This is a genomic window from Gottfriedia acidiceleris (genome assembly GCF_004138285.1).
In the GTDB taxonomy this organism is placed as follows: domain Bacteria; phylum Bacillota; class Bacilli; order Bacillales; family Bacillaceae_G; genus Gottfriedia; species Gottfriedia acidiceleris_A.
In genome coordinates this window covers 169,990-189,457 of sequence record NZ_SCFN01000008.1, presented here as the reverse complement: position 1 = coordinate 189,457, position 19,468 = coordinate 169,990, and the positions used below count along the sequence as shown (strand labels likewise).

Genomic DNA, 19,468 nt, shown 5'->3' with positions numbered 1-19,468 from the left:
CAAATTTGTACGATGCTTTTTTCTTCTAAACTGAACTAGTAATGAGCCTTTTAGCAGGAAAAGCGAGTATTCTAATCAGTCTAAAAATTAATGATAATCATTATGTCCGTTTGCAGAACCGCTAGTTTTGCCCTTTGGGTGAGAGCTACTTTTTTGTTTCTTATTTGATTTATCATTATGGTTTTTCTTATTATTACTCATTTTGAAGTTCCTCCCTTTTTGAAGTCTTTTTTAGTTTACCTCTCTAAAATAAGACTACTCATGGAAGAAAACTCCATTATATGATATAAGAAATTATTTTGGATTTGGATTATTAGGGTCAATTAATTTTGGTTTAGCTTTGTGCTTACCATATTGTCTTTGCTTTATTAATGCATTAAGCTCTCCACCAATAATCACAACCATTGCCGAAATAAAAAACCAAATCATCAAGACAATAATTCCACCTAAACTACCATAATGACTTGTATAATTACCAAAATTATCAACGTAAAAAGCAAATCCAAATGATGAAATAATCCATCCAAATGTTGCAAATAGCGAACCAAAGAATACCTTTTTAATGTGAACAACTTTACTCGGTCCAATTGAATATAGAACAGTAAATACAATCATTAGGATCACAAAGCTTAGAGACCAGCGAATTAAGCTCCAAGTATACAAAAAATCCTGAGATATATCGAAAAATTGAAATACAGATTTAGCAATTACTTTCCCGAACACTGGTATTAATAATGCAAACACAATCACAAAAATCATAATAATTGTTAAAAGAATTGAAACTCCTCTTGTGACAAAGTAATTTCGTTTATCCTCTACATCATACGCATCATTTAGTGCTCGGATGATTGCATTAATCCCATTGGACGCAGCCCAAATAGTCGCAATTAACCCTACTGATAAAACTCCACCATGTGATTGCCCGATTATTAACTGCAAGTTACTTCGTATAATAGCCATTGCATCTGGCGGAGCATATTGACTCAAGAATGACAATATTTGATCAGTAGAAAGTGGTAAATAGGTTACGACTTGAGTTAGAACAAGTAGAAATGGAAAAAGAGATAGCATTAAGTAATATGCTAGCTCTGCTGAACGAGATACTATTTCGTCTTCCATACACTTTTTCACTAAATCCCAAACAAATGCTACAATAGAATTCTTTTTCTTAATCAAATTGACACCTTCAATTGTTATTCTTTAGATGTATTACCTGCCAATAAAATTGATTCTACTTTCTCTTGTACTTCATCTGCATTTTCATCAGTTAAATCTTCAATACCTTCAAGAGTAGCTTCTAACTGCTCGTCAGTTTCAGAAGTTTCATGATTCACTTCTAGTGAAGTCGCTGAAATTTGCGATTTACCTTCTTCTAGATCGATTGAATCTTCAATTTTCTCTTCTACAGCTTCAACTGCTTTTTCTGTTACTTTAGAAGAGCCTTTATCAAACTTATTTAATGTTGAATCTTTAATTTCGATCCATTTATCTTTTACAAGCTGCACATTACCTTCTAATTTCTCCACTGAGCTTTGTACTACTCTCAACTGATTTCTAACAGCACCTTTTACGATTTCTGGATCTTCCTTAATTTGATTTAATTTGTTTGTTACGCTTCTTCCTTTACGTGAGATTTTCTCACGATTTTCCTTGTTAAGTAGAGTAACCCCTGCACCAATTGCGACTCCGACTAGAATATTGCGTAAAGCTTTGTTACGTTTTGACATTCTACATCCTCCTCTAAACTGTTAATTGGTGTTGCTTTAAAATATGCTGAAGTAAATGTGAGCATCCTTCTGTAATGATGTCATATACTTCATTAAAATTACCCGTATAATATGGATCAGGCACTTCCTTCCACATTGATGCTGGAACATAATCTGAAAGTAGTGAAATCTCTCCTATACAATTATTTCTTGCTAAATTCATTAAATCCTCTTTATTCTGTGCATCCATAGCAACAATATAACTAAAATATTTAAAGTCATTATCTGTCACTTTTCGAGCTTTCATACCTTCGTAATTAATACCTTTTTCACTCAATAAACCTTGTGTTCCCTTATGTGGAGGGTGACCTAAATGCCAATCTCCAGTACCAGCTGAGTCTATCATAAATTGTTTATCTAACCCTTTTTCTGTCACTAAATGACGAAAAACAGCCTCAGCCATTGGCGATCGACAAATGTTACCTAAACAGACAAATAATACTTGAATCATCTCAATGTCTCCTTCAAATTATTTACACTTTCTGCCAAAATTTAGCTGTTTCTTTCGTATTCATTCTACACGGTAAATTTTAAAATGAAAAGCAAGCCATTGTGAATAATTTATGGCCAGTATAAATAAGATAAAAGTTATAATGCTTATTTTTTACATAATAGCTATGATTACACTCATTTTTTAAAAATAATTTTAATGACTATCTAAAAAGTTAACTCTGTTAATGTTTTTCGCGATTCTTACACAGATTCCATTAACAGTGGCCAAATTTTTTTAATTTTTACGGATAAATTAATTGTATTTTTAAATGACCTTGACTATATTTAGTAAAGACAACTAAATGTAAGCTAAAACCACAAGGGGAGCCATTTGGCTGAGAGTGAATAGATTAGCTATTCTTACCCTCTGAACCTGTTAGTTAGTACTAACGTAGGGATGTGGCACGATGAAAAAGCAACGCCGGGATCATCATGCTACCCAGTATTGCTTTTTTTATTTATTCCTACTGAAATCTCCCTATTAGGAAATGTGGAAGTGGCTCGCTTTTGCCCCGACACCACAATGGGCAAGGCGCTGGAACTAGACATTACAAAATGTGTGCTACTATTCGCTCAAGCATCATTACTTACAAAGTGTTTCACTACATAAGTTGTCCACTAGATAAAGGGGGAAATATATATATGAAGACATCAAAGATTCAATTAATGGCAGAAATAGCAATGTGTGCAGCACTAGCAATCGTTTTTGATTTCTTACCATTGTTTACTGCACCTCAAGGTGGCTCTGTATCATTATCAATGATTCCAGTTTTTCTAATTGCTTTTCGTTGGGGATTAAAACAAGGATTAATTACTGGTCTATTATTAGCAGCACTACAAATCGTTACAAAGCTATATTTTGTTCATCCAATCCAAGTATTCTTAGACTATATTGCAGCATTTACAAGTCTCGGTTTGGCTGGTCTTGTATATAAACAAGTAAAAAATAGTTTAGCAAATGGCAATAAAAAAAGTGCAGCAACCTATATAATTTTAGGAACTTTTATCGGCTCACTAGCTCGATTCATCTGTCACTTTATTGCTGGGATCGTTTTCTACGGTTCCTACGCTCCAAAAGGTACACCAGTTTCTCTTTATTCATTAGTATATAATGCTTGGTATATGGTTCCTTCTTTTATTATTAGTGCAGTTCTATTAATCATTTTACTTTCTTCTGCGCCAGCTCTTGTTCATGTTAAAAAGAACCGAAATCAAGCAGCTTAATCAAAAAACAAATCCCTTAGAGTAGAATTTATTCAATACTCTAAGGGGTTCTCTTTTTTCTCTGAAGTGTTGTCTTATATTAAAGTGGTGTATCTGATAATGTCCATGTTAGTGACGTTTTATATTGTGCACCCGCTACTTTATTAGCTGCTCCTGGTACGAAAAGTGTAACACTAGTTGAACCTTCTGTACGATTTTGTCCATATGCAATTGTCCATGTACCGAGCCCTTTCCCCTGGTCTGCAAAAGCTACATCTTGAGGAGCTCCATTTGGATCTAATGTAACAGTATTTGCTTCTGGTTTAAACTGCTCGGCAGTAGATGAGTTTAAAAACGGATTATTTAATTTTAGTTCGGCACCTGTTATCTCATTATTACCACTCTTGAACTGCCCATTTTGTTGAACTGTTAATTTCCATCCTGTGTTCGTTCTACGCTGGTCAGTTACTTGAATAAAATTTGGTACTTGAATGATCGAATTATTTGAAGCTTGCTTTACTGTATCTAATTGTGCAGTATACACTTTGTTATGACCCGAAATTTCCTGCTCACCAAAACGGAAGTTTGATACATAATCGATACTTAATGCAGTCTTAGTTCCTTGCTCATGTGGATCTTCAGGATCGGTTGGATTGACTGGCCCTACCGGATTTGTTGGGTCCGTTGGATCGACTGGCTTTTTTGACTCTGCTGTAACCGTTACATTTGTTTCTGTACTCGTATTCCCTGCCACATCGGTTGCTGTTACACTCACAACATCGCCCGCATACAATGTCTTCGGTATTACGTCTACCGAGTATGAACCATCTGCTCCAGCTGTTGTAGTTAAAATTGTATTGTCCTGTAATTTTATGTTTACAGTACTATTCGCCTCTGCAGTTCCAGTTATCCTTGTGCTAACATCTGAAATTGGGCTCACTTCTGGAGGTAAAATAGTTTTGTCGACTGTAAACTTAATATCCTTTTTATTACCAGCATGGTCAGTAATTACTAAGTTATGTGTGCCATCTGCTGGATTGACTACCCCAGAAGTAATACTTATTCCATCTAATAATGCTGTATCGATTCCACTTAAAGCATCACTAAACGTAATATTTTCTGCAGTATTTCTGTTATATAATTGCCCCTCGACATAGTTGCTCATTGGAACCTCTTTATCAATTCTTACTGTAAATTTAGAACCCGAATCTGTTCCTGGATTACTTTGGTTGCCTGAATCATCTTTTACACGCACTTGAATATTAGTTGTGCCTTCGTTTGAAACCGTGTAGTCTACTCCGGTTGTAGTACCATTGCTTAAACCATTTGTGCTCCATGTGTTACCATTATCTGTTGAAACTTCGTATGTCGTTGGATCGATTCCATTATCGTCAGTTGCTGTAAAATGAATCGACGTATTTTTATTAGTCCATGTTGTGACACCAGTATACCCTTCTGGAGTGGTCACATTCGCAACTGTTATTTTTGGTGACTCCGTATCTAATAACGTTATAGATACATCATGAACTTTAAAAATTGAATAACCATCTATAGGACCTTGTACAGCATCTTCAAAGGCAACTACAAAATATGATTCAGTCCCCATTGCAGTGAAAGTAGTAGTTGCTGTTTGAGGCCCTGTGTAGTCTCTAAACTCTCTGCTCAAAGCTAATGTAGTTTTTGTTGCCATGTCAGCTACAAACCAAGAATACCTTTGCATATCATTGGTATTTTCTATCATATTAAAAGAGAACTTTACAGTATAGGTTTTTCCTGGAATTGTTTTAACTATGTGTCTCATGGCTATATATTCTTGAGAAACTTCAGTGTTTATTAGTTTTAATAAAATTCCCCCAGAATCAGGTCGAACATAAGCTTTTGAATTAGGGCTTCCATCTACTTTAAACCAACCGTTTTCTTCTATTAAATTAGGGCTATACGGTTCAGCAGGCTGATTCTTATTTAAATACCCTGTAAACGACCAATTTGGTATAGTAGTTGTTTGATTATCTAAATGAAATGTAGGGTTTTCGACCAAATTTGGAAGCGTTGCTGCTTCCGCAATATTATTTTTAAACGGTCCTTGCAATTCAATTGATCTCGGTAGAATTCCACTCACCATCACTCCAAAAATGGAAGCAAAAACAGTTGCTTTAAAAAGTCGTTTTCTTTTGTTAACCAATCGATTTCTTCCTCTCCAATTTTAAACTATTTTTTAACTTGATTATCTATCTTTGAACGTCTATATAAATAGAAGACGATTAGAATTAGTAATAAAATGAATAGAATACTGCCAATGATATACCACGTCGTATAATCTTTTTGTACCTCCACTGCAGAGGTGTTAAATTTCTTGGCTGTATGGTCCTTGATGATAAAGGTTCTTGTCCATTCCCAAGCTTGGTCTCCGTCTGTAGCTTTCATTTCTAAACGGTACTTACCTGGTTCAAACGCTTGGTGATCCCAACTAATTGCATAATCAAAGTTCGAATTAGGAGCCATTCTTAAATTCTCTTTTTTAGATTCACGAAGGGCTTTTTTTCCTGTTTCCGAAAAAACTTTTGCATCTATACTTAAATTCTTTAACATAGCCGGCTTTATATTTTGCAAGTTAGCCGTAACAACATTTCGTGCATTGATTTGTGATGGTTTAACTTCATTTAATTTTAAATCTGGCTTGATTACTTTATCGGTTTCTCTTAATAAAACACCAATAACATACGCATATTTATTTTTTATTTGAACGCTCTCGTCTTCTTCTTTCGCTTGTCCTTCGTCTTCTTTCTCACTAAAATGGAGTCCACCCAATATAACACCATCGAATTGTTGCTTTGGCATCTCAATCGTAATCTCTACTGTTGCTTCACTTTTTGCTGGAATTTTCGTCTCTTTTTTTACCTTAGCTATATTATTGAAAGGAATTTCTAACGTATCGTCTACTTTTGGATTTGAAATACTGTAATCCGCAATTCCACTACTATTTGTAATCGCTAAATTAGCTTTTGTTTCAACAACTATATTTTTATCAGTATCATTTTTTATTTGAACTTTTAAGATTTGTTTTTGACCTGGTTTCATTCTCAAATCAAAATAAGTTTTGTTCTGATCAATTTGATTAGTCGGGATAACAGCCGATACCTCAAAATTCATCTCAGCTGCACTTGCATGAAAATTATTAATATTAATTAGAAATAAAATAATAATAAATTTTTTTAGTACATTCATAGATAGCTCCTTTTTTTGTATTGACTAAAAAATTTCATGCAGAATAGGTTACTGTTATTTAGTTTCTTTATTCGATTTATTTGCAATACACAAATCTAGTTGCCTTTTTTTGAAAATCACATCAAAACCTCCAACTTTGAATCTTTGTTGAACTCACAGTTAAATATGTGAAAAATGTAACATGATTATATTCGATAGTTCAACGACATTTTTTACCTATGTCAACGGTAATATCTTTGAGTTTTAACTTGTTTTTTGTTTTGGTAGTTCTTCTTAATATTTTAGGTGTAACTACTACAAATGGTGATGTCACTTGCTTTTAGTTAAATCCATCCAACCAAATAGTAAAAATATTTTATCCACATTTTAAATATGCATTTAAATTTTGAACACTTTGTGAATTTTAGTTATCTGTCCCTTTCTTCAATCATATATATGAATACAGAAAATTTTCGAAGGGGGTAAAAATATTGGCATATGATGTACTCATCTTTTTCTTTTACTTGATCATTCTTTTAGGTATGATTGGTTCATTTTTCCTAGTATTAAAAAATGCATTTAATGAAGATGATGCCATTAGAATTGATCCTAAACTTCAGCATTCTAAAGTAAACGAACATTTACAACTTTAAGGTATTTATCCTAATAAATGATTTAAGTCTGTTGAAATGTGCATTCAATCAATCTAAACATAAATCAGGTGCCTCGTCTGTCAGGATATTTGACAAGTAGGCGCTTTTTTCTGTGAAAATAAATAGAATGGTCTACATTTTTTAAATTTTGGCTCTGTTAAAGTAGATTGTTGATTTTCTTATGCTACTAAATGGCAGTTTAGTGGAATAAGAAAAGGTTATGAGATGTAAAAAATAGAATGTTTAAGTAGAGAAGAAATAAATAGGAGAAAATCTCTGTGAGATACAAAAAGATAATCCTTCCGTTATTTGTTTTGATTTTTGGATGGCTTGTATTTAGCGATGTTCCAATTGAAGAAAAATATTTTCTTTGGTTGGCATACATTTGTGTTACCAGTGGCTTTGCTTTTATTCTGTGGGAACTATTCGCTTTTATTTGGATACTCATCCTTCAAAAAAAATCTTATGATCGCTTTTTTTTCTGGATTAAGCCAAAGCGAAAGTCAAAAAGAAAACTCAAGAAAAAAAGAAAAAAGGTCAAAAGGAAATAAAAACATTGTTCACTTTTTTATAGTCAATATCTAATGTAACTAATGCATGCTTTGGTTGATTAAGAGTTCCTAAAGGTTGTCTAATTAGACAACCTTTTTTTAGTTCAAAAATCAACATATAAATTTAACAGAACCTAGATTTTAATAGATCGTCAAATGTTGTTGAGGTTATTGTACTAGGTCTGTAGTAATTGCAAACGTCCCCTGATCTAAGTATTGTGAAAATATTCACAGATGATTTCATTTTTTATCAATATCTCCGGTAAAACAATAGACTCTTTGTCCAACAATTTTATTGTATATTTTAATCAGTAAATCAATGAAACGATGCCAAAATATAGTACCACTTTTGAACATGGAATATTATTCCTATAGTTATTACATAATATTGCCCCAATACATTATTAAAAAATAAAAGAATACCATAGCACTTACTCTCAATAATGATTTCCTATTTTGATAGATTCCAAATATCCAAAGCATTGTAAAAAATACGAAACCTATTTGTCTAATAAGAGTTGGATCATTAAGCACTTTAAATGTATTGATTATTAAAAATAATAAAATCAATAAAAACAAGGCTATAATCATTACCTTATATTTTTTCAAGATTCTTACCACCTTTATTTAAAAATTGTTTTATAAATTATACATTATATTTTTTATTAAAAGGAAGGAGATAAAAAAATGAAGAAACAATTAACTGCAATGACTACAACACTTTTACTTACGGGAACATTACCTTTTACGGTAGAGGCAGAAGAAATAACCAAAACAGAAGAAAATACAACAATAGAAAACTCGGAAAGCGTTATTGGAGAAGCTCAAGAACAAGTTATTATTTCTAGTGTGACAGAGATTGTTGAATATGACGAAAATCAACAGTTTGTAGCCAAAACAATTATTGAAGAGGGTAAGCCAATGCTCCCGTCATTTCAATCACGGGTAGTGGTTAATGAAGGAGTTAGTATAATTATAAATTAATTGATACGTTTACTAGCTCTTCAAAAGTTATAAGTAGTTTAAGTGATTGGACATACAGGTTTGCATCGGCTTACATCCCAGAAAAATTTCTAAAAACACCATGGTCTATAGCTGCAGCAACAGCTACACTTAATGCTTTATATAAAGGTACAGCTATAAAATATTACACAACAAAGATATACCAAGCAAAAGATTCTATGTATTACTATGGTAAAGCTGTATCCTATGAATATTCTGACTCTGCAAAAACTAAATTAACAAAAACAATTACACATCTTTCAAGAGTAGCTAAATAATTATTATGAGTTTAATTCCTGAAAGGTCATGAAATAATAGACCAGGTATAAATTAAATGATAGATCTTTTCTATTTCAATATAATGGATTTTACAATTTAACGTTAAATTTACTAATTGTTGTCTTAGCTATCAAATATTACCATGACTATTCTTACTCAATATCAGTTAAGATGGTTTATATGGTTTTTAATCTTTTACATCATTTAGAGGAGGGATTTTAATGGATACATCATCCATCTCAAAAACGACTGTTGATGTGCTAAATAAGCAAATAGCAGACTGGAATATTCTATTTGTAAAGTTACATAACTATCATTGGTATGTAAAAGGTTCAAATTTTTTCACTCTACACACTAAATTTGAGGAATTTTACAATGAGGCAAGTTTACATATTGATGAGCTAGCAGAGCGAGTGTTAATTATTGGTGGAAAACCACTAGCTACAATGAGAGAGTATCTTGATACTTCAAGCCTTAAAGAAGCAAATAAGAATATTACTGCTGATGAAATGGTCCAGGACATTACGAAAGACTATACTTATTTAATTGAAGAATTAAAAGATGGTATGGAAATTGCAGAATCTGAAAATGATTCAGTTACTCATGATTTACTATTAGCCATTCGAGAACAGCTTGCAAAGCATGTATGGATGTTAACAGCCTACTTAAATTAAGTTAAAACTTAAGATTAAATTAAGAAAAGCAGTGTAAAATAAAATGGATTAATCATCCTTTTATCGTTACACTGCTTTTTTCTTTCCTAATTTATCTAAAATGAGGTTTAGTAGACTTATATTTTTAATGTATTTCTTATTTTTCTGTGTAAAAACAGGTAATATGAACTAGGAATTTCAAACTACAAATTGCTCATCCAACTTATATTTTCCACTAAATTATTTCAATTTCCGACAAAAACCTCTTTTATTCCCCTTTATTTTCAAACACATCTTTTTATCTATTCTAATAACCATTTTGGAAACGTTTTCATTCTGTGTTTTCCTTACTCTCCCTTATTTTATTTAATCTATCAACCTTTCCTTCGAATCATAATGACATTTTTTCCCTATTAATTTACTAGTTAAGCCGAATTTTGAATGAATTATAGTTAAAAAGGACTATATATTACAGAAAATGTTTTCATATTGAAACATTCGCGTAATAATATTATACTTATGAAAATTCTAAATATATAAACAATTCTGCTCATAAAATCTCGAAAGGAGACACGAAATGTCAAAACCTCTTTTGGAAATCGAACATTTAACGACATCGTTTCGTATAAATAACCAATACTATCCTGCTGTGGATGATGTATCACTGACTGTCCATGAAAATGAAGTTCTTGCAATTGTGGGTGAATCAGGCTGCGGTAAAAGTGCACTAGCCCTATCAATCCTAGGACTACATTCAAATAATCGTACAAAAATGAATGGATCAATCTCTTACAAGGGTACAAATTTACTAACGCTAAATGATAGTAAATTGAATAAAATTCGAGGGAAGGAAATCGGAATGATTTTCCAAGAACCTCTTACTGCTCTAAATCCGTTGATGACGATTGGTAAACAAATTGAAGAAAATTTAGATTTCCATACTGATCTTTCACGCTCACAAAAAAAGGAGCGTGCATTAGAATTACTAAATCAAGTTGGAATTCCAAAACCAGAGGTTACTTATAAACAGTACCCACATGAATTATCTGGTGGTATGAGACAACGTGCTATGATTTCGATTGCCATTGCATGTAACCCTTCTTTCATTATTGCAGACGAGCCAACTACTGCTTTAGATGTAACGATACAAGCTCAAATATTAGACTTACTAAAAGAAATACAAAAGAAAACGAAGCTAGGTATCATTTTAATTACGCATGACTTAAGTGTTGTTGCGGAAGTAGCAGACCGTGTTGCTGTTATGTATGCTGGACAAATTATTGAGACTGGTTCAGTAGAAGAAATACTAAATAATCCATTACACCCATATACGCGCTCACTATTAAACTCTATTCCTACTACTCATTCAAAAAATCAAAGACTTCATATTATTGAAGGTACAGTACCACCACTAGACAAACTACCTAGAACAGGCTGCCGATTCAGCCACCGTATTCCTTGGATTCAAAATTACGCTCATGAAAATCAACCTATCTTGCACGAAGTTACACCAAAACATTATGTACGTTGTTCTTGTTATAAGCATTTCCATTTCAAGAACGAGAAAGGAGCACCGATCGTAAATGTCTCTACTAAAGGTTGATAACTTAAAAGTACATTACCCTATTCGTGGTGGTATTTTTCGAACAGTTGTAGATCATGTTCGAGCTGTTGATGGAATTTCATTTGAACTAAACGAAGGCGAAACATATGGCCTAATCGGAGAATCAGGTAGTGGAAAATCTACTGCAGGTAAGGCAATTCTTCAATTAACAAAGGCTACTAATGGAAGTATTAAGTTTTTAGACAATGACTTAATAACGTTAAATAAAAAGCAATTGCGAGCATTTCGACAAGAGATTCAAATGATATTTCAAGACCCATACTCTTCTTTAAATCCTAAAAAGAGAATTATAGATTTAGTTGCAGAACCTCTAAGAAACTTTGAAACTTTAACTGCTGAAGAAGAACGTGAAAGGGTACTTTACTACCTTAATAAAGTTGGATTATCTCCAGAATCACTATATAAATATCCACATGAATTTTCTGGTGGGCAACGTCAACGAATTGGGATTGCAAGAGCTTTAACATTACAACCTAAGTTAATTGTTGCAGATGAGCCTGTTTCTGCATTGGATGTTTCAGTACAAGCACAAGTACTTAATTTCTTACAAGATTTACAAGAAGAATTCAAACTAACTTATTTATTTATCGGCCATGACTTAGGCGTTATTCGCCATTTATGTGATCGAATTGGTGTTATGTATAGAGGGAGACTTGTTGAAGAAGGTACTACTGAAGATATCTTAAACAACCCACAACATATATACACTAAACGCTTAATTGCGGCAATACCTGATATTCGTCCAGAAGTTCGAGAAGAAAAAATTAAAGAAAGACAAGAAGTTAGAAAAGAATATCAACAAAATGCTTCTTCTTACTTTGATGCAAATGGTCGACCTTTTGATTTAAAACCAATCTCAGATACTCATCGAGTAGCATTACCTTAGAAAGGAGTAACGAATATGTTAAAATTTGTCATTCGCCGTATACTCATCATGATTCCTCAGCTTCTTATCTTGAGTATACTAATCTTTGCACTAGCTAAAGCAATGCCTGGTGATGCACTAACTGGACGATCGATTAACCCAAAAGCTAATCCACAAGAAATTGAAAAAATTCGTGAAGAAATGGGTTTAAATGATCCAGCTTATGTTCAGTATTATCATTGGATTAAAAATGTTGCAAAAGGAGATTTTGGTGTTTCCTATACACACAAAATCAATGTAGTTGATGTAATTGGTGACCGTATTGGAAATACTGTATTACTTGCCCTTTTCGTGTTTATTGTGACTTATTTACTAGCAATTCCACTTGGTATTATAAGTGGGCGTTATAACGACACGTGGGCGGATAAGCTAATAACCGGTTATAACTATTTAGGTTTTGCTACCCCTTTATTTATTTTTGGAATTGTTATGTTGTTTGTTTTTGGATTTTATTTTGATCTTTTTCCTACGGGTGGTAGCGTAGACCCTCAGATTGCTGACGGAACTTTTGCTTATTACGTAAGCAAATTAGATCATCTGGTTTTACCAACTTTATCAGGTGCACTTATTTCAACTGTTGGAATTTCTCAATATTTACGCAGTGAAATTATAGATACAAAATTAAAAGATTTTGTAAGAACAGCTAGATCAAAAGGTGTTCCTGAATCAAAGGTTTATTCTAGACATATTTTACGAAATTCATTTTTACCAATCGCTGCATTTTTAGGTTATGAGATTACTGGTTTAATAGCTGGTTCAGTATTTTTAGAATCAATTTTTGGATATCCAGGAATTGGGCAACTGTTCGTCAAATCCGTTATGTTACGTGATTTTACCGTTGTAAATGCGCTTGTTTTAATGACATGTCTTGCAACTCTTTTCGGAACATTAATCTCAGATATTATTCTAAGCATCGTAGATCCACGTATACGGATTGAATAGGGTAGGTGAAATTTATGGAATTAAAAATCGAAAATCAAACTCATATTACAGAGCAACGAAAAACTCCATCTGGATTTAGTGTCATTTGGGCAGAATTTAGACGAGATAAGTTAGCTTTAGGTTCTCTTATCGTGCTTGGCCTAATAATAATAAGTGTGTATGGTACTTCGCTTGTTCTAGATCAAGATCAAATTGTTAAAGTCGACTTTCTATCGATCTATCAGCCACCTTCCTCTACTCATTGGTTAGGTACTGACTACGGGGGACGCGATATATTTGGGCAATTAATAATTGGGACTAGAAATTCTTTTACTATTGGATTTTTTATCACAATTATTACAAATCTACTGGGACTAGCACTAGGTTTAATAGCTGGCTATTTCGGTGGTTGGGTAGACAGTGTCGTTATGCGTATTATTGACTTTTTCCTATCTTTACCAACATTAATGCTAATTATTGTATTCGTAACAGTTGTACCTAAATTTTCAATTATAAATTTTGTCCTTATTATGAGTCTTTTCTTATGGACAGGTAAAGCAAGGTTAATTCGTTCAAAAGTGTTATCTGAGAGCGAATTAGATTATGTGGCTGCAGCTAAAGCAATTGGCACGCCGAATTGGAAAATCATTATCTCACACGTTTTACCAAATGTAAGCTCATTAATTATCGTTGCATTCACTTTAAACCTAGCAGGAAATATTGGAATTGAATCTGGTCTAACCTTCCTTGGATTTGGTTTACCAGAAAGTACACCAAGTTTAGGAACACTAGTTAGTTATGCAACAAATCCTGATGTTTTACAAAATAAGCTGTGGATATGGTTACCTGCATCGTGCATGATTTTAGTGCTCATGCTGAGTATAAATTTCATCGGTGAAGCGCTAAAGCGTGCAGCTGATGCTAGACAAAGAAGAGGATAATTAACCTTTAAGGAGAGTGGAAATATGAAAAATGCAAAAAGCTTTACTAAAGTATTAAGCGCAATGGCAGTATCTATGATGATTCTTTCAGCATGTAAAGGCGGCGACACAAAGACTACGACTACTACTAAGCAAATCGATCAAGCTGCTTTTCCGATCAAAGTAACAAATAACAAAAAATCAATCTCAGGTGGCGTTTTAAAATATGGTCTAGTTTCTGATACGCCATTTGAAGGTATCTTAAATACAGTATTTTATGAAGGCGACCCGGATTCACAAGTTTTACAATTCTTTGATGAAGCACTTCTTTCAACAGATGAAAACTATATTTATGACCAAGATGGTGCTGCTACATACAAATTAAGCGATGATAAAAAGACAATCACTTTAACAATTCGCGATAATGTAAAATGGCATAATGGTGATCCTGTTACAGCGTCAGACTTAGAATACTCATACCTTGTAATTGGAAGTCCAAAATACACTGGTGTACGCTATGATTCACAAATGTCTATGATTGAAGGTATGGAAGATTACCATAACGGTAAGGCAAAGAATATTTCAGGTGTTAAAGTAATTGATGATCACAACATTTCAATTACGTTTAAAGAAGCAAATCCATCAGTACTTACTGGATTATGGACTAACCCACTACCTAAAAAATATTTAGGCAATGTTCCAGTCGATAAATTAGCATCATCTGACCAAATTCGTAAAGCTCCTATCGGCTTTGGACCATTTAAAATTAAAAAGATCACTCCAGGTGAAGCTGTAGAGTTTGAAGCGAATAAAGATTACTGGAACGGTGCTCCAAAACTTGACGGTGTACTTTTAAAAGTTGTTAATCCAACTATTGCTACATCTTCTCTAGCAAATGGAGATATCGATATCGCTTCTGTTTCAGCTGACCAGTATGATCAAGCTAAAAAGTTAAAAAATATTCAATTAATCGGTAAAACAGAGTTAGCTTACTCTTATATCGGATTTAAATTAGGTCATTACGATGCGAAAAATGGTGTAAACGTAATGGATAATCCAAAATTCCAAGATAAGCGTGTACGTCAAGCAATGGCTTTTGCCCTTGATAATAAAGCAGTTGGGGAAAAATTATACAAAGGATTACGAGTGCCTGCAACTTCTGTAATTCCACCATCATTCCCTAAATACTTTGATAAAGCATTAAAAGGATATACTCATGATCCTGAAAAAGCTAAAAAATTACTAGACGATGCTGGTTACAAAGATGTAACTGGAGATGGATTACGTGAAGATCCAAACGGAAAACCATTTAAAATCAACTTCGCTTCTATGAGTGGTGGCGATATCGCTGAACCATTAGCACAATTCTACTTACAATCTTGGAAAGAAGTTGGCTTAGATGTTCAATTATTAGATGGACGTTTACATGAGTTCAACTCATTCTACGATATGGTAGAAAAAGATAATCCAAAAATCGATATTTTCGCAGCTGCTTGGGGAACAGGTTCTGACCCAGATCCATCTGGAATTTGGGCGAAAAATGCACCATTCAACTACGTTCGCTGGGTAAATGACGACAATGATAAACTGTTAAAAGAAGGTATTTCAGCAAAAGCATTTGATGAAAAATACCGTCAAGAAGTATACGATAAGTGGCAAGAGCTTGTAAATGATGAAGTGCCAGTTATCCCTACTCTATTCCGCTTCGGTTTAGATGGAGTTAATAAGCGCGTTAAAGGCTACGACTTAACAGCTGGTCAAGGCTTCCAAGGTCACTTACAAGACATCACTGTAACAAGTGCAGAGTCTGAAAAAAATAAATAAGCAATAAAAATGTAGCTGTCTCATAAGTCTATGTACTTTTGGGACAGTTCTTTTTTATGTGTATAACTCATCCCTTTTAGTTTTAAAGAATGCATAGCAATAACAGTAAAATTGTGGATAAGTAACTCCCCCCTTCCTTTCTGTATTGAATGACTGATAGGTTATTAACAAGTACCTGCGAACAATTGTTGATATTTAATGCAGGATCAGTTGAAAACAGTAATAGGGTCATCAGAAAACAGTGGATAAGTAGCCATTCTCCTCTTCAAAATCAAAAAAATATTAACTAAATAAGCACTTTGTTGATAAAATTGTGAACTTTGTTAATAAAGCAGTAATTTTTATTCAATAATCTAAAACCGACTCTATTAATCCTAAACCTAATTTAACAACACAACCACAATCCAAGAAAACACAAAAAACTCGCTAGTAGTAACTTACTAGCGAGTTTTAACCAATTTTTGAGACAATCTCAAAACTATTATTAACTTACTTTTTTACTCTCTTCTTGCTCGTGTTTTTCAATTTTATGCTTAGCAGAGAAGTGATAATAAATTAAACATGCAATCATAAATGGAACACCACAATACAATGCAATGCGTTGGTCTGGGATAAATGCAAGGCTAATAATTACAGCTACATTTAAAACAAAAGCAACGATTGGAACGATTGGATAAAGAGGCGTTTTATATTTTAAATCCTCTAATTTTCCACCTTCTTGAATGTATTTCTTTCTACCTAAAAGATTTGATAATGCGATGCTTGCCCAAACAAATAAGCAGCCAAATCCTGCAATTGATAGTAACCATAGATAAACCGTGTCTTCTGCGTAAATTCCACTTAATAGAGATAAACATCCAAAAAACATACTAAAAGTTAAAGCGTTTAAAGGTACACCTTTTTTAGTTAGTTTTCCTAATTTCGAACTAACCATTCCTTTTTGAGCCATTGAATACATCATACGAGATGTTGCGTATAAACCTGAGTTAGCAACTGATAGAACTGCTGTAATAATAACAAAGTTCATAATATCTGCTGCATATGGAATACCGATGTTATCAAATACTACTACGAATGGACTATCTACTAAGCCAGCTTTCTCCCAAGGGAATAAGCCTGCTAAAACAAATATTGATAAAATAAAGAATACTAGAATTCGCCATACAGTGTTATTAATTGCTTTAGGTACAGCTTTTGCTGGATCTTCACTTTCACCAGCTGCAATCCCTACTAATTCACTTCCCTGGAATGAGAAGTTAACTGCAACCATTGTGACCATAATCGCTAAAAAGCCATTCGGGAAAAGCCCGCCGTGGTCTGTAAAGTTAGAAAGCATTGGAGCCTTTGTCCCTTCCATTGGTACAATGCCAAACATTACTGCTCCACCTAAAATAATAAAAAGAACAATTGTTACTACTTTAATACTTGCAAACCAAAACTCAACTTCAGCAAAGGATCTCGTTGAAAGTGCATTTACTGAGAATAATATTACACCAAATACTACACACCAGATCCAAGTCGATACATCTGGAAACCATCTCTTCATTAACATACTAACTGTAATTAACTCTAAACCGATTGTTACCGACCAGTTTAACCATGCCATCCATCCAACTACATAGCCTGACGCTGGTGAGATATATTTAGTTGCATAAGTTTGATAAGAACCAGCATCTGGTAAATTAACTGCTAATTCTCCTAAACATAGCATTGTTAAATACATTACTATTCCACCTACTAAGTAGGCTAATATTGCTCCACCTGGGCCAGCTTCACTAATTGTATAGCCTGATCCCATAAACAAACCTGTCCCAATTACTCCCCCAAGAGCAATCATAAACAAGTGTCTACTTTTAAGCTCTTTCTTTAACCCCTGTTCTTGTTGTTTCATGAAAGTCCCTCCTCTAGATGTAAATTGTGCGTATAAGTTAAAATATTCTGATATAACAGAATATAAGTTCACTTATTTTCTTAATGAACACTAAAGCGCTCTAAATCAACGTATCTTAAGACTAAATTTTCAGATAATATCTGTAAGCGTATACAAACTTATTGTACCGAAATAATATCTTAATTATAAAAATAGAGTTTATTATCTGTCAATACAATATAAGTGCTCCAGATGAAATTTTCATCTGGAGCAAACCTATTAGTCTATTAAACCCATCCACGGAAACGAGACGCTTCCGCCATTTTGCGAATACCAACCATATATGCCGCTAATCTCATATTTACTTTGCGATTAACTGAAGTTTGGTAAACACTATCAAATGAACGCACCATTTTGTTACGAAGTTTTTGAGCAACTTCTTCATCAGACCAGTAGTAACCTTGGTTATTTTGAACCCACTCAAAATAAGAAACAGAAACTCCACCAGCACTTGCTAGTACGTCTGGAACTAGTAAAATTCCGCGCTCTGTTAATATTTTAGTAGCTTCTAGAGTAGTAGGACCATTTGCAGCTTCAACTACGATTGATGCTTTAATATTGTGAGCATTTTCAATTGTAATTTGGTTTGAAATTGCAGCTGGAACTAAAATATCACAAGGTTTTTCAAGTAATTCTTTATTCGAAATTACATCAGTAAATAAGTTTGTTATCGTTCCGAAGCTATCTCTTTTTTCTAGTAAGCTATGAATATCTAAACCGTCTGGATCGTATAATGCGCCAAGTGCATCAGAAATACCGACTACCTTTGCACCTGCTTCAATCATGAACTTCGCTAAGAAGCTACCCGCATTTCCAAATCCTTGAACAATGACACTAGCACCCTTTAAATCGATTCCCTTACGTTTAGCAGCCTCTTCGATACAAATTGTAACACCTTGAGCTGTAGCTGTTTCACGTCCCTCTGATCCACCTAATACAAGTGGTTTACCAGTAATAAAACCAGGAGAATCAAATTCTTGAATTCTACTATATTCATCCATCATCCAAGCCATGATTTGTGGGTTAGTATATACGTCTGGAGCAGGAATATCCTTTGTTGGTCCAACGATTTGGCTAATTGCACGAACATATCCTCTACTTAAACGCTCTAACTCAAAAATTGACATTTTTCTTGGATCACAAATGATACCGCCTTTTCCCCCACCGTATGGTAAATCAACGATACCGCATTTTAAGCTCATCCACATTGATAAAGCTTTTACTTCGTCCTCATTAACCTCAGGATGGAAACGAATTCCACCCTTTGTTGGACCTACAGAATCATTATGTTGTGAACGATAGCCAGTGAAAATTTTCACTGAGCCATCATCCATTCTTACCGGAATTTGAACTGTTAAAAATCGTAATGGTTCTTTTAATAACTCATAAAGTTCTTTTGAATAACCAAGTTTATGAAGTGCTTCTGAGATTACTTCTTGAGTAGACTCAATTAACTCTCTGCCTTCTTCTTTGATTTTGTTTTGTACTTCATTTTGTGGGATTGTAGTTGTCATTTTTATC

General features: G+C 33.6%; 17 protein-coding genes and 1 riboswitch. Of the genes, 10 read left to right on the top strand and 7 right to left on the bottom strand.

What is annotated here, in order from left to right; translation table 11 throughout:
• Positions 1 to 294 precede the first annotated feature (294 nt).
• Genes EP747_RS14365 through EP747_RS14355 form a run of 3 tightly spaced genes read right to left on the bottom strand, consistent with a single transcriptional unit; the run spans position 295 to position 2,217 of the window.
• Entirely contained in the window at positions 295 to 1,176 is an 882-nt protein-coding gene (locus EP747_RS14365; protein WP_235832885.1) for a YihY/virulence factor BrkB family protein, read from the bottom strand.
• A gap of 17 nt (positions 1,177 to 1,193) precedes the next feature.
• On the bottom strand, positions 1,194 to 1,727 hold the full coding sequence (locus EP747_RS14360) for a hypothetical protein (protein WP_129690816.1): 534 nt from the start codon (positions 1,725 to 1,727) through the stop codon (positions 1,194 to 1,196).
• Between the two features lie 13 nt (positions 1,728 to 1,740).
• Positions 1,741 to 2,217 carry a low molecular weight protein-tyrosine-phosphatase gene (locus tag EP747_RS14355; protein WP_129690815.1) on the bottom strand — a complete coding sequence of 159 codons (477 nt, stop codon included), beginning with the start codon at positions 2,215 to 2,217 and terminating at the stop codon, positions 1,741 to 1,743.
• Positions 2,218 to 2,568: 351 nt separating this feature from the next.
• A riboswitch (TPP riboswitch) is annotated at positions 2,569 to 2,673 on the top strand.
• A gap of 227 nt (positions 2,674 to 2,900) precedes the next feature.
• On the opposite strand from EP747_RS14355, the gene thiT reads away from it, so the two are divergent.
• A complete protein-coding gene (gene thiT / locus EP747_RS14350) occupies positions 2,901 to 3,482 on the top strand; it encodes an energy-coupled thiamine transporter ThiT (RefSeq protein WP_129690814.1) in 582 nt (193 codons plus the stop codon).
• A gap of 79 nt (positions 3,483 to 3,561) precedes the next feature.
• Here thiT and EP747_RS24280 read toward each other — a convergent pair whose 3' ends face one another.
• Positions 3,562 to 5,643, bottom strand: coding sequence for a WxL domain-containing protein (locus tag EP747_RS24280; protein ID WP_165347061.1), 2,082 nt, complete (start codon positions 5,641 to 5,643; stop codon positions 3,562 to 3,564).
• Between the two features lie 26 nt (positions 5,644 to 5,669).
• Positions 5,670 to 6,686, bottom strand: coding sequence for a DUF916 and DUF3324 domain-containing protein (locus tag EP747_RS14340; protein ID WP_129690813.1), 1,017 nt, complete (start codon positions 6,684 to 6,686; stop codon positions 5,670 to 5,672).
• Between the two features lie 470 nt (positions 6,687 to 7,156).
• Between EP747_RS14340 and EP747_RS24275 the strand changes: the two genes are divergently transcribed.
• The 9 genes from EP747_RS24275 to opp4A all read left to right on the top strand — a co-directional run bounded on the left by EP747_RS24275 (position 7,157) and on the right by opp4A (position 16,017).
• Positions 7,157 to 7,318 carry a hypothetical protein gene (locus EP747_RS24275; protein WP_165347059.1) on the top strand — a complete coding sequence of 54 codons (162 nt, stop codon included), beginning with the start codon at positions 7,157 to 7,159 and terminating at the stop codon, positions 7,316 to 7,318.
• 278 nt (positions 7,319 to 7,596) lie between these two features.
• Complete coding sequence (locus EP747_RS14335; protein ID WP_129690812.1) at positions 7,597 to 7,869, top strand: hypothetical protein; 273 nt, start codon at positions 7,597 to 7,599, stop codon at positions 7,867 to 7,869.
• Positions 7,870 to 8,556: 687 nt separating this feature from the next.
• Complete coding sequence (locus EP747_RS14330; protein ID WP_129690811.1) at positions 8,557 to 8,853, top strand: hypothetical protein; 297 nt, start codon at positions 8,557 to 8,559, stop codon at positions 8,851 to 8,853.
• 518 nt (positions 8,854 to 9,371) lie between these two features.
• Complete coding sequence (locus EP747_RS14325; RefSeq protein WP_129690810.1) at positions 9,372 to 9,824, top strand: Dps family protein; 453 nt, start codon at positions 9,372 to 9,374, stop codon at positions 9,822 to 9,824.
• Positions 9,825 to 10,380: 556 nt separating this feature from the next.
• Entirely contained in the window at positions 10,381 to 11,406 is a 1,026-nt protein-coding gene (locus EP747_RS14320; protein ID WP_129690809.1) for an ABC transporter ATP-binding protein, read from the top strand.
• Entirely contained in the window at positions 11,387 to 12,313 is a 927-nt protein-coding gene (locus tag EP747_RS14315) for an ABC transporter ATP-binding protein (protein ID WP_129690808.1), read from the top strand. Before EP747_RS14320 ends, EP747_RS14315 begins: the two co-directional genes overlap by 20 nt.
• Positions 12,314 to 12,328: 15 nt before the next feature.
• Positions 12,329 to 13,294: an oligopeptide ABC transporter permease gene (gene opp4B / locus EP747_RS14310; protein WP_129690807.1), complete on the top strand. Its 966-nt coding sequence runs from the start codon at positions 12,329 to 12,331 to the stop codon at positions 13,292 to 13,294.
• A gap of 14 nt (positions 13,295 to 13,308) precedes the next feature.
• A complete protein-coding gene (locus EP747_RS14305; RefSeq protein WP_129690806.1) occupies positions 13,309 to 14,214 on the top strand; it encodes an ABC transporter permease in 906 nt (301 codons plus the stop codon).
• A 24-nt stretch (positions 14,215 to 14,238) separates the two neighbouring features.
• Positions 14,239 to 16,017, top strand: coding sequence for an oligopeptide ABC transporter substrate-binding protein (opp4A, locus tag EP747_RS14300; protein ID WP_129690805.1), 1,779 nt, complete (start codon positions 14,239 to 14,241; stop codon positions 16,015 to 16,017).
• Between the two features lie 484 nt (positions 16,018 to 16,501).
• On the opposite strand, the gene EP747_RS14295 is transcribed toward opp4A, so the two are convergent.
• Positions 16,502 to 17,908 carry an amino acid permease gene (locus EP747_RS14295; protein ID WP_129690804.1) on the bottom strand — a complete coding sequence of 469 codons (1,407 nt, stop codon included), beginning with the start codon at positions 17,906 to 17,908 and terminating at the stop codon, positions 16,502 to 16,504.
• Positions 17,909 to 18,174: 266 nt separating this feature from the next.
• The gene (locus tag EP747_RS14290; protein WP_129690803.1) at positions 18,175 to 19,461 is read right to left on the bottom strand and encodes a Glu/Leu/Phe/Val family dehydrogenase; all 1,287 of its coding nucleotides are present in this window, start codon (positions 19,459 to 19,461) and stop codon (positions 18,175 to 18,177) included.
• Positions 19,462 to 19,468: the final 7 nt, after the last annotated feature.

Excerpts from the sequence above, each read along its gene's own strand:
- EP747_RS14360 (WP_129690816.1), bottom strand. The coding sequence starts at position 1,727 with ATGTCAAAACGTAACAAAGCTTTACGCAATATTCTAGTCGGAGTCGCA.
- EP747_RS14355 (WP_129690815.1), bottom strand. The coding sequence starts at position 2,217 with ATGATTCAAGTATTATTTGTCTGTTTAGGTAACATTTGTCGATCGCCA.
- thiT (WP_129690814.1), top strand. The coding sequence starts at position 2,901 with ATGAAGACATCAAAGATTCAATTAATGGCAGAAATAGCAATGTGTGCA.
- EP747_RS14340 (WP_129690813.1), bottom strand. The coding sequence starts at position 6,686 with ATGAATGTACTAAAAAAATTTATTATTATTTTATTTCTAATTAATATT.
- EP747_RS14330 (WP_129690811.1), top strand. The coding sequence starts at position 8,557 with ATGAAGAAACAATTAACTGCAATGACTACAACACTTTTACTTACGGGA.
- EP747_RS14325 (WP_129690810.1), top strand. The coding sequence starts at position 9,372 with ATGGATACATCATCCATCTCAAAAACGACTGTTGATGTGCTAAATAAG.
- EP747_RS14320 (WP_129690809.1), top strand. The coding sequence starts at position 10,381 with ATGTCAAAACCTCTTTTGGAAATCGAACATTTAACGACATCGTTTCGT.
- EP747_RS14315 (WP_129690808.1), top strand. The coding sequence starts at position 11,387 with ATGTCTCTACTAAAGGTTGATAACTTAAAAGTACATTACCCTATTCGT.
- opp4B (WP_129690807.1), top strand. The coding sequence starts at position 12,329 with ATGTTAAAATTTGTCATTCGCCGTATACTCATCATGATTCCTCAGCTT.
- EP747_RS14305 (WP_129690806.1), top strand. The coding sequence starts at position 13,309 with ATGGAATTAAAAATCGAAAATCAAACTCATATTACAGAGCAACGAAAA.
- opp4A (WP_129690805.1), top strand. The coding sequence starts at position 14,239 with ATGAAAAATGCAAAAAGCTTTACTAAAGTATTAAGCGCAATGGCAGTA.
- EP747_RS14295 (WP_129690804.1), bottom strand. The coding sequence starts at position 17,908 with ATGAAACAACAAGAACAGGGGTTAAAGAAAGAGCTTAAAAGTAGACAC.
- EP747_RS14290 (WP_129690803.1), bottom strand. The coding sequence starts at position 19,461 with ATGACAACTACAATCCCACAAAATGAAGTACAAAACAAAATCAAAGAA.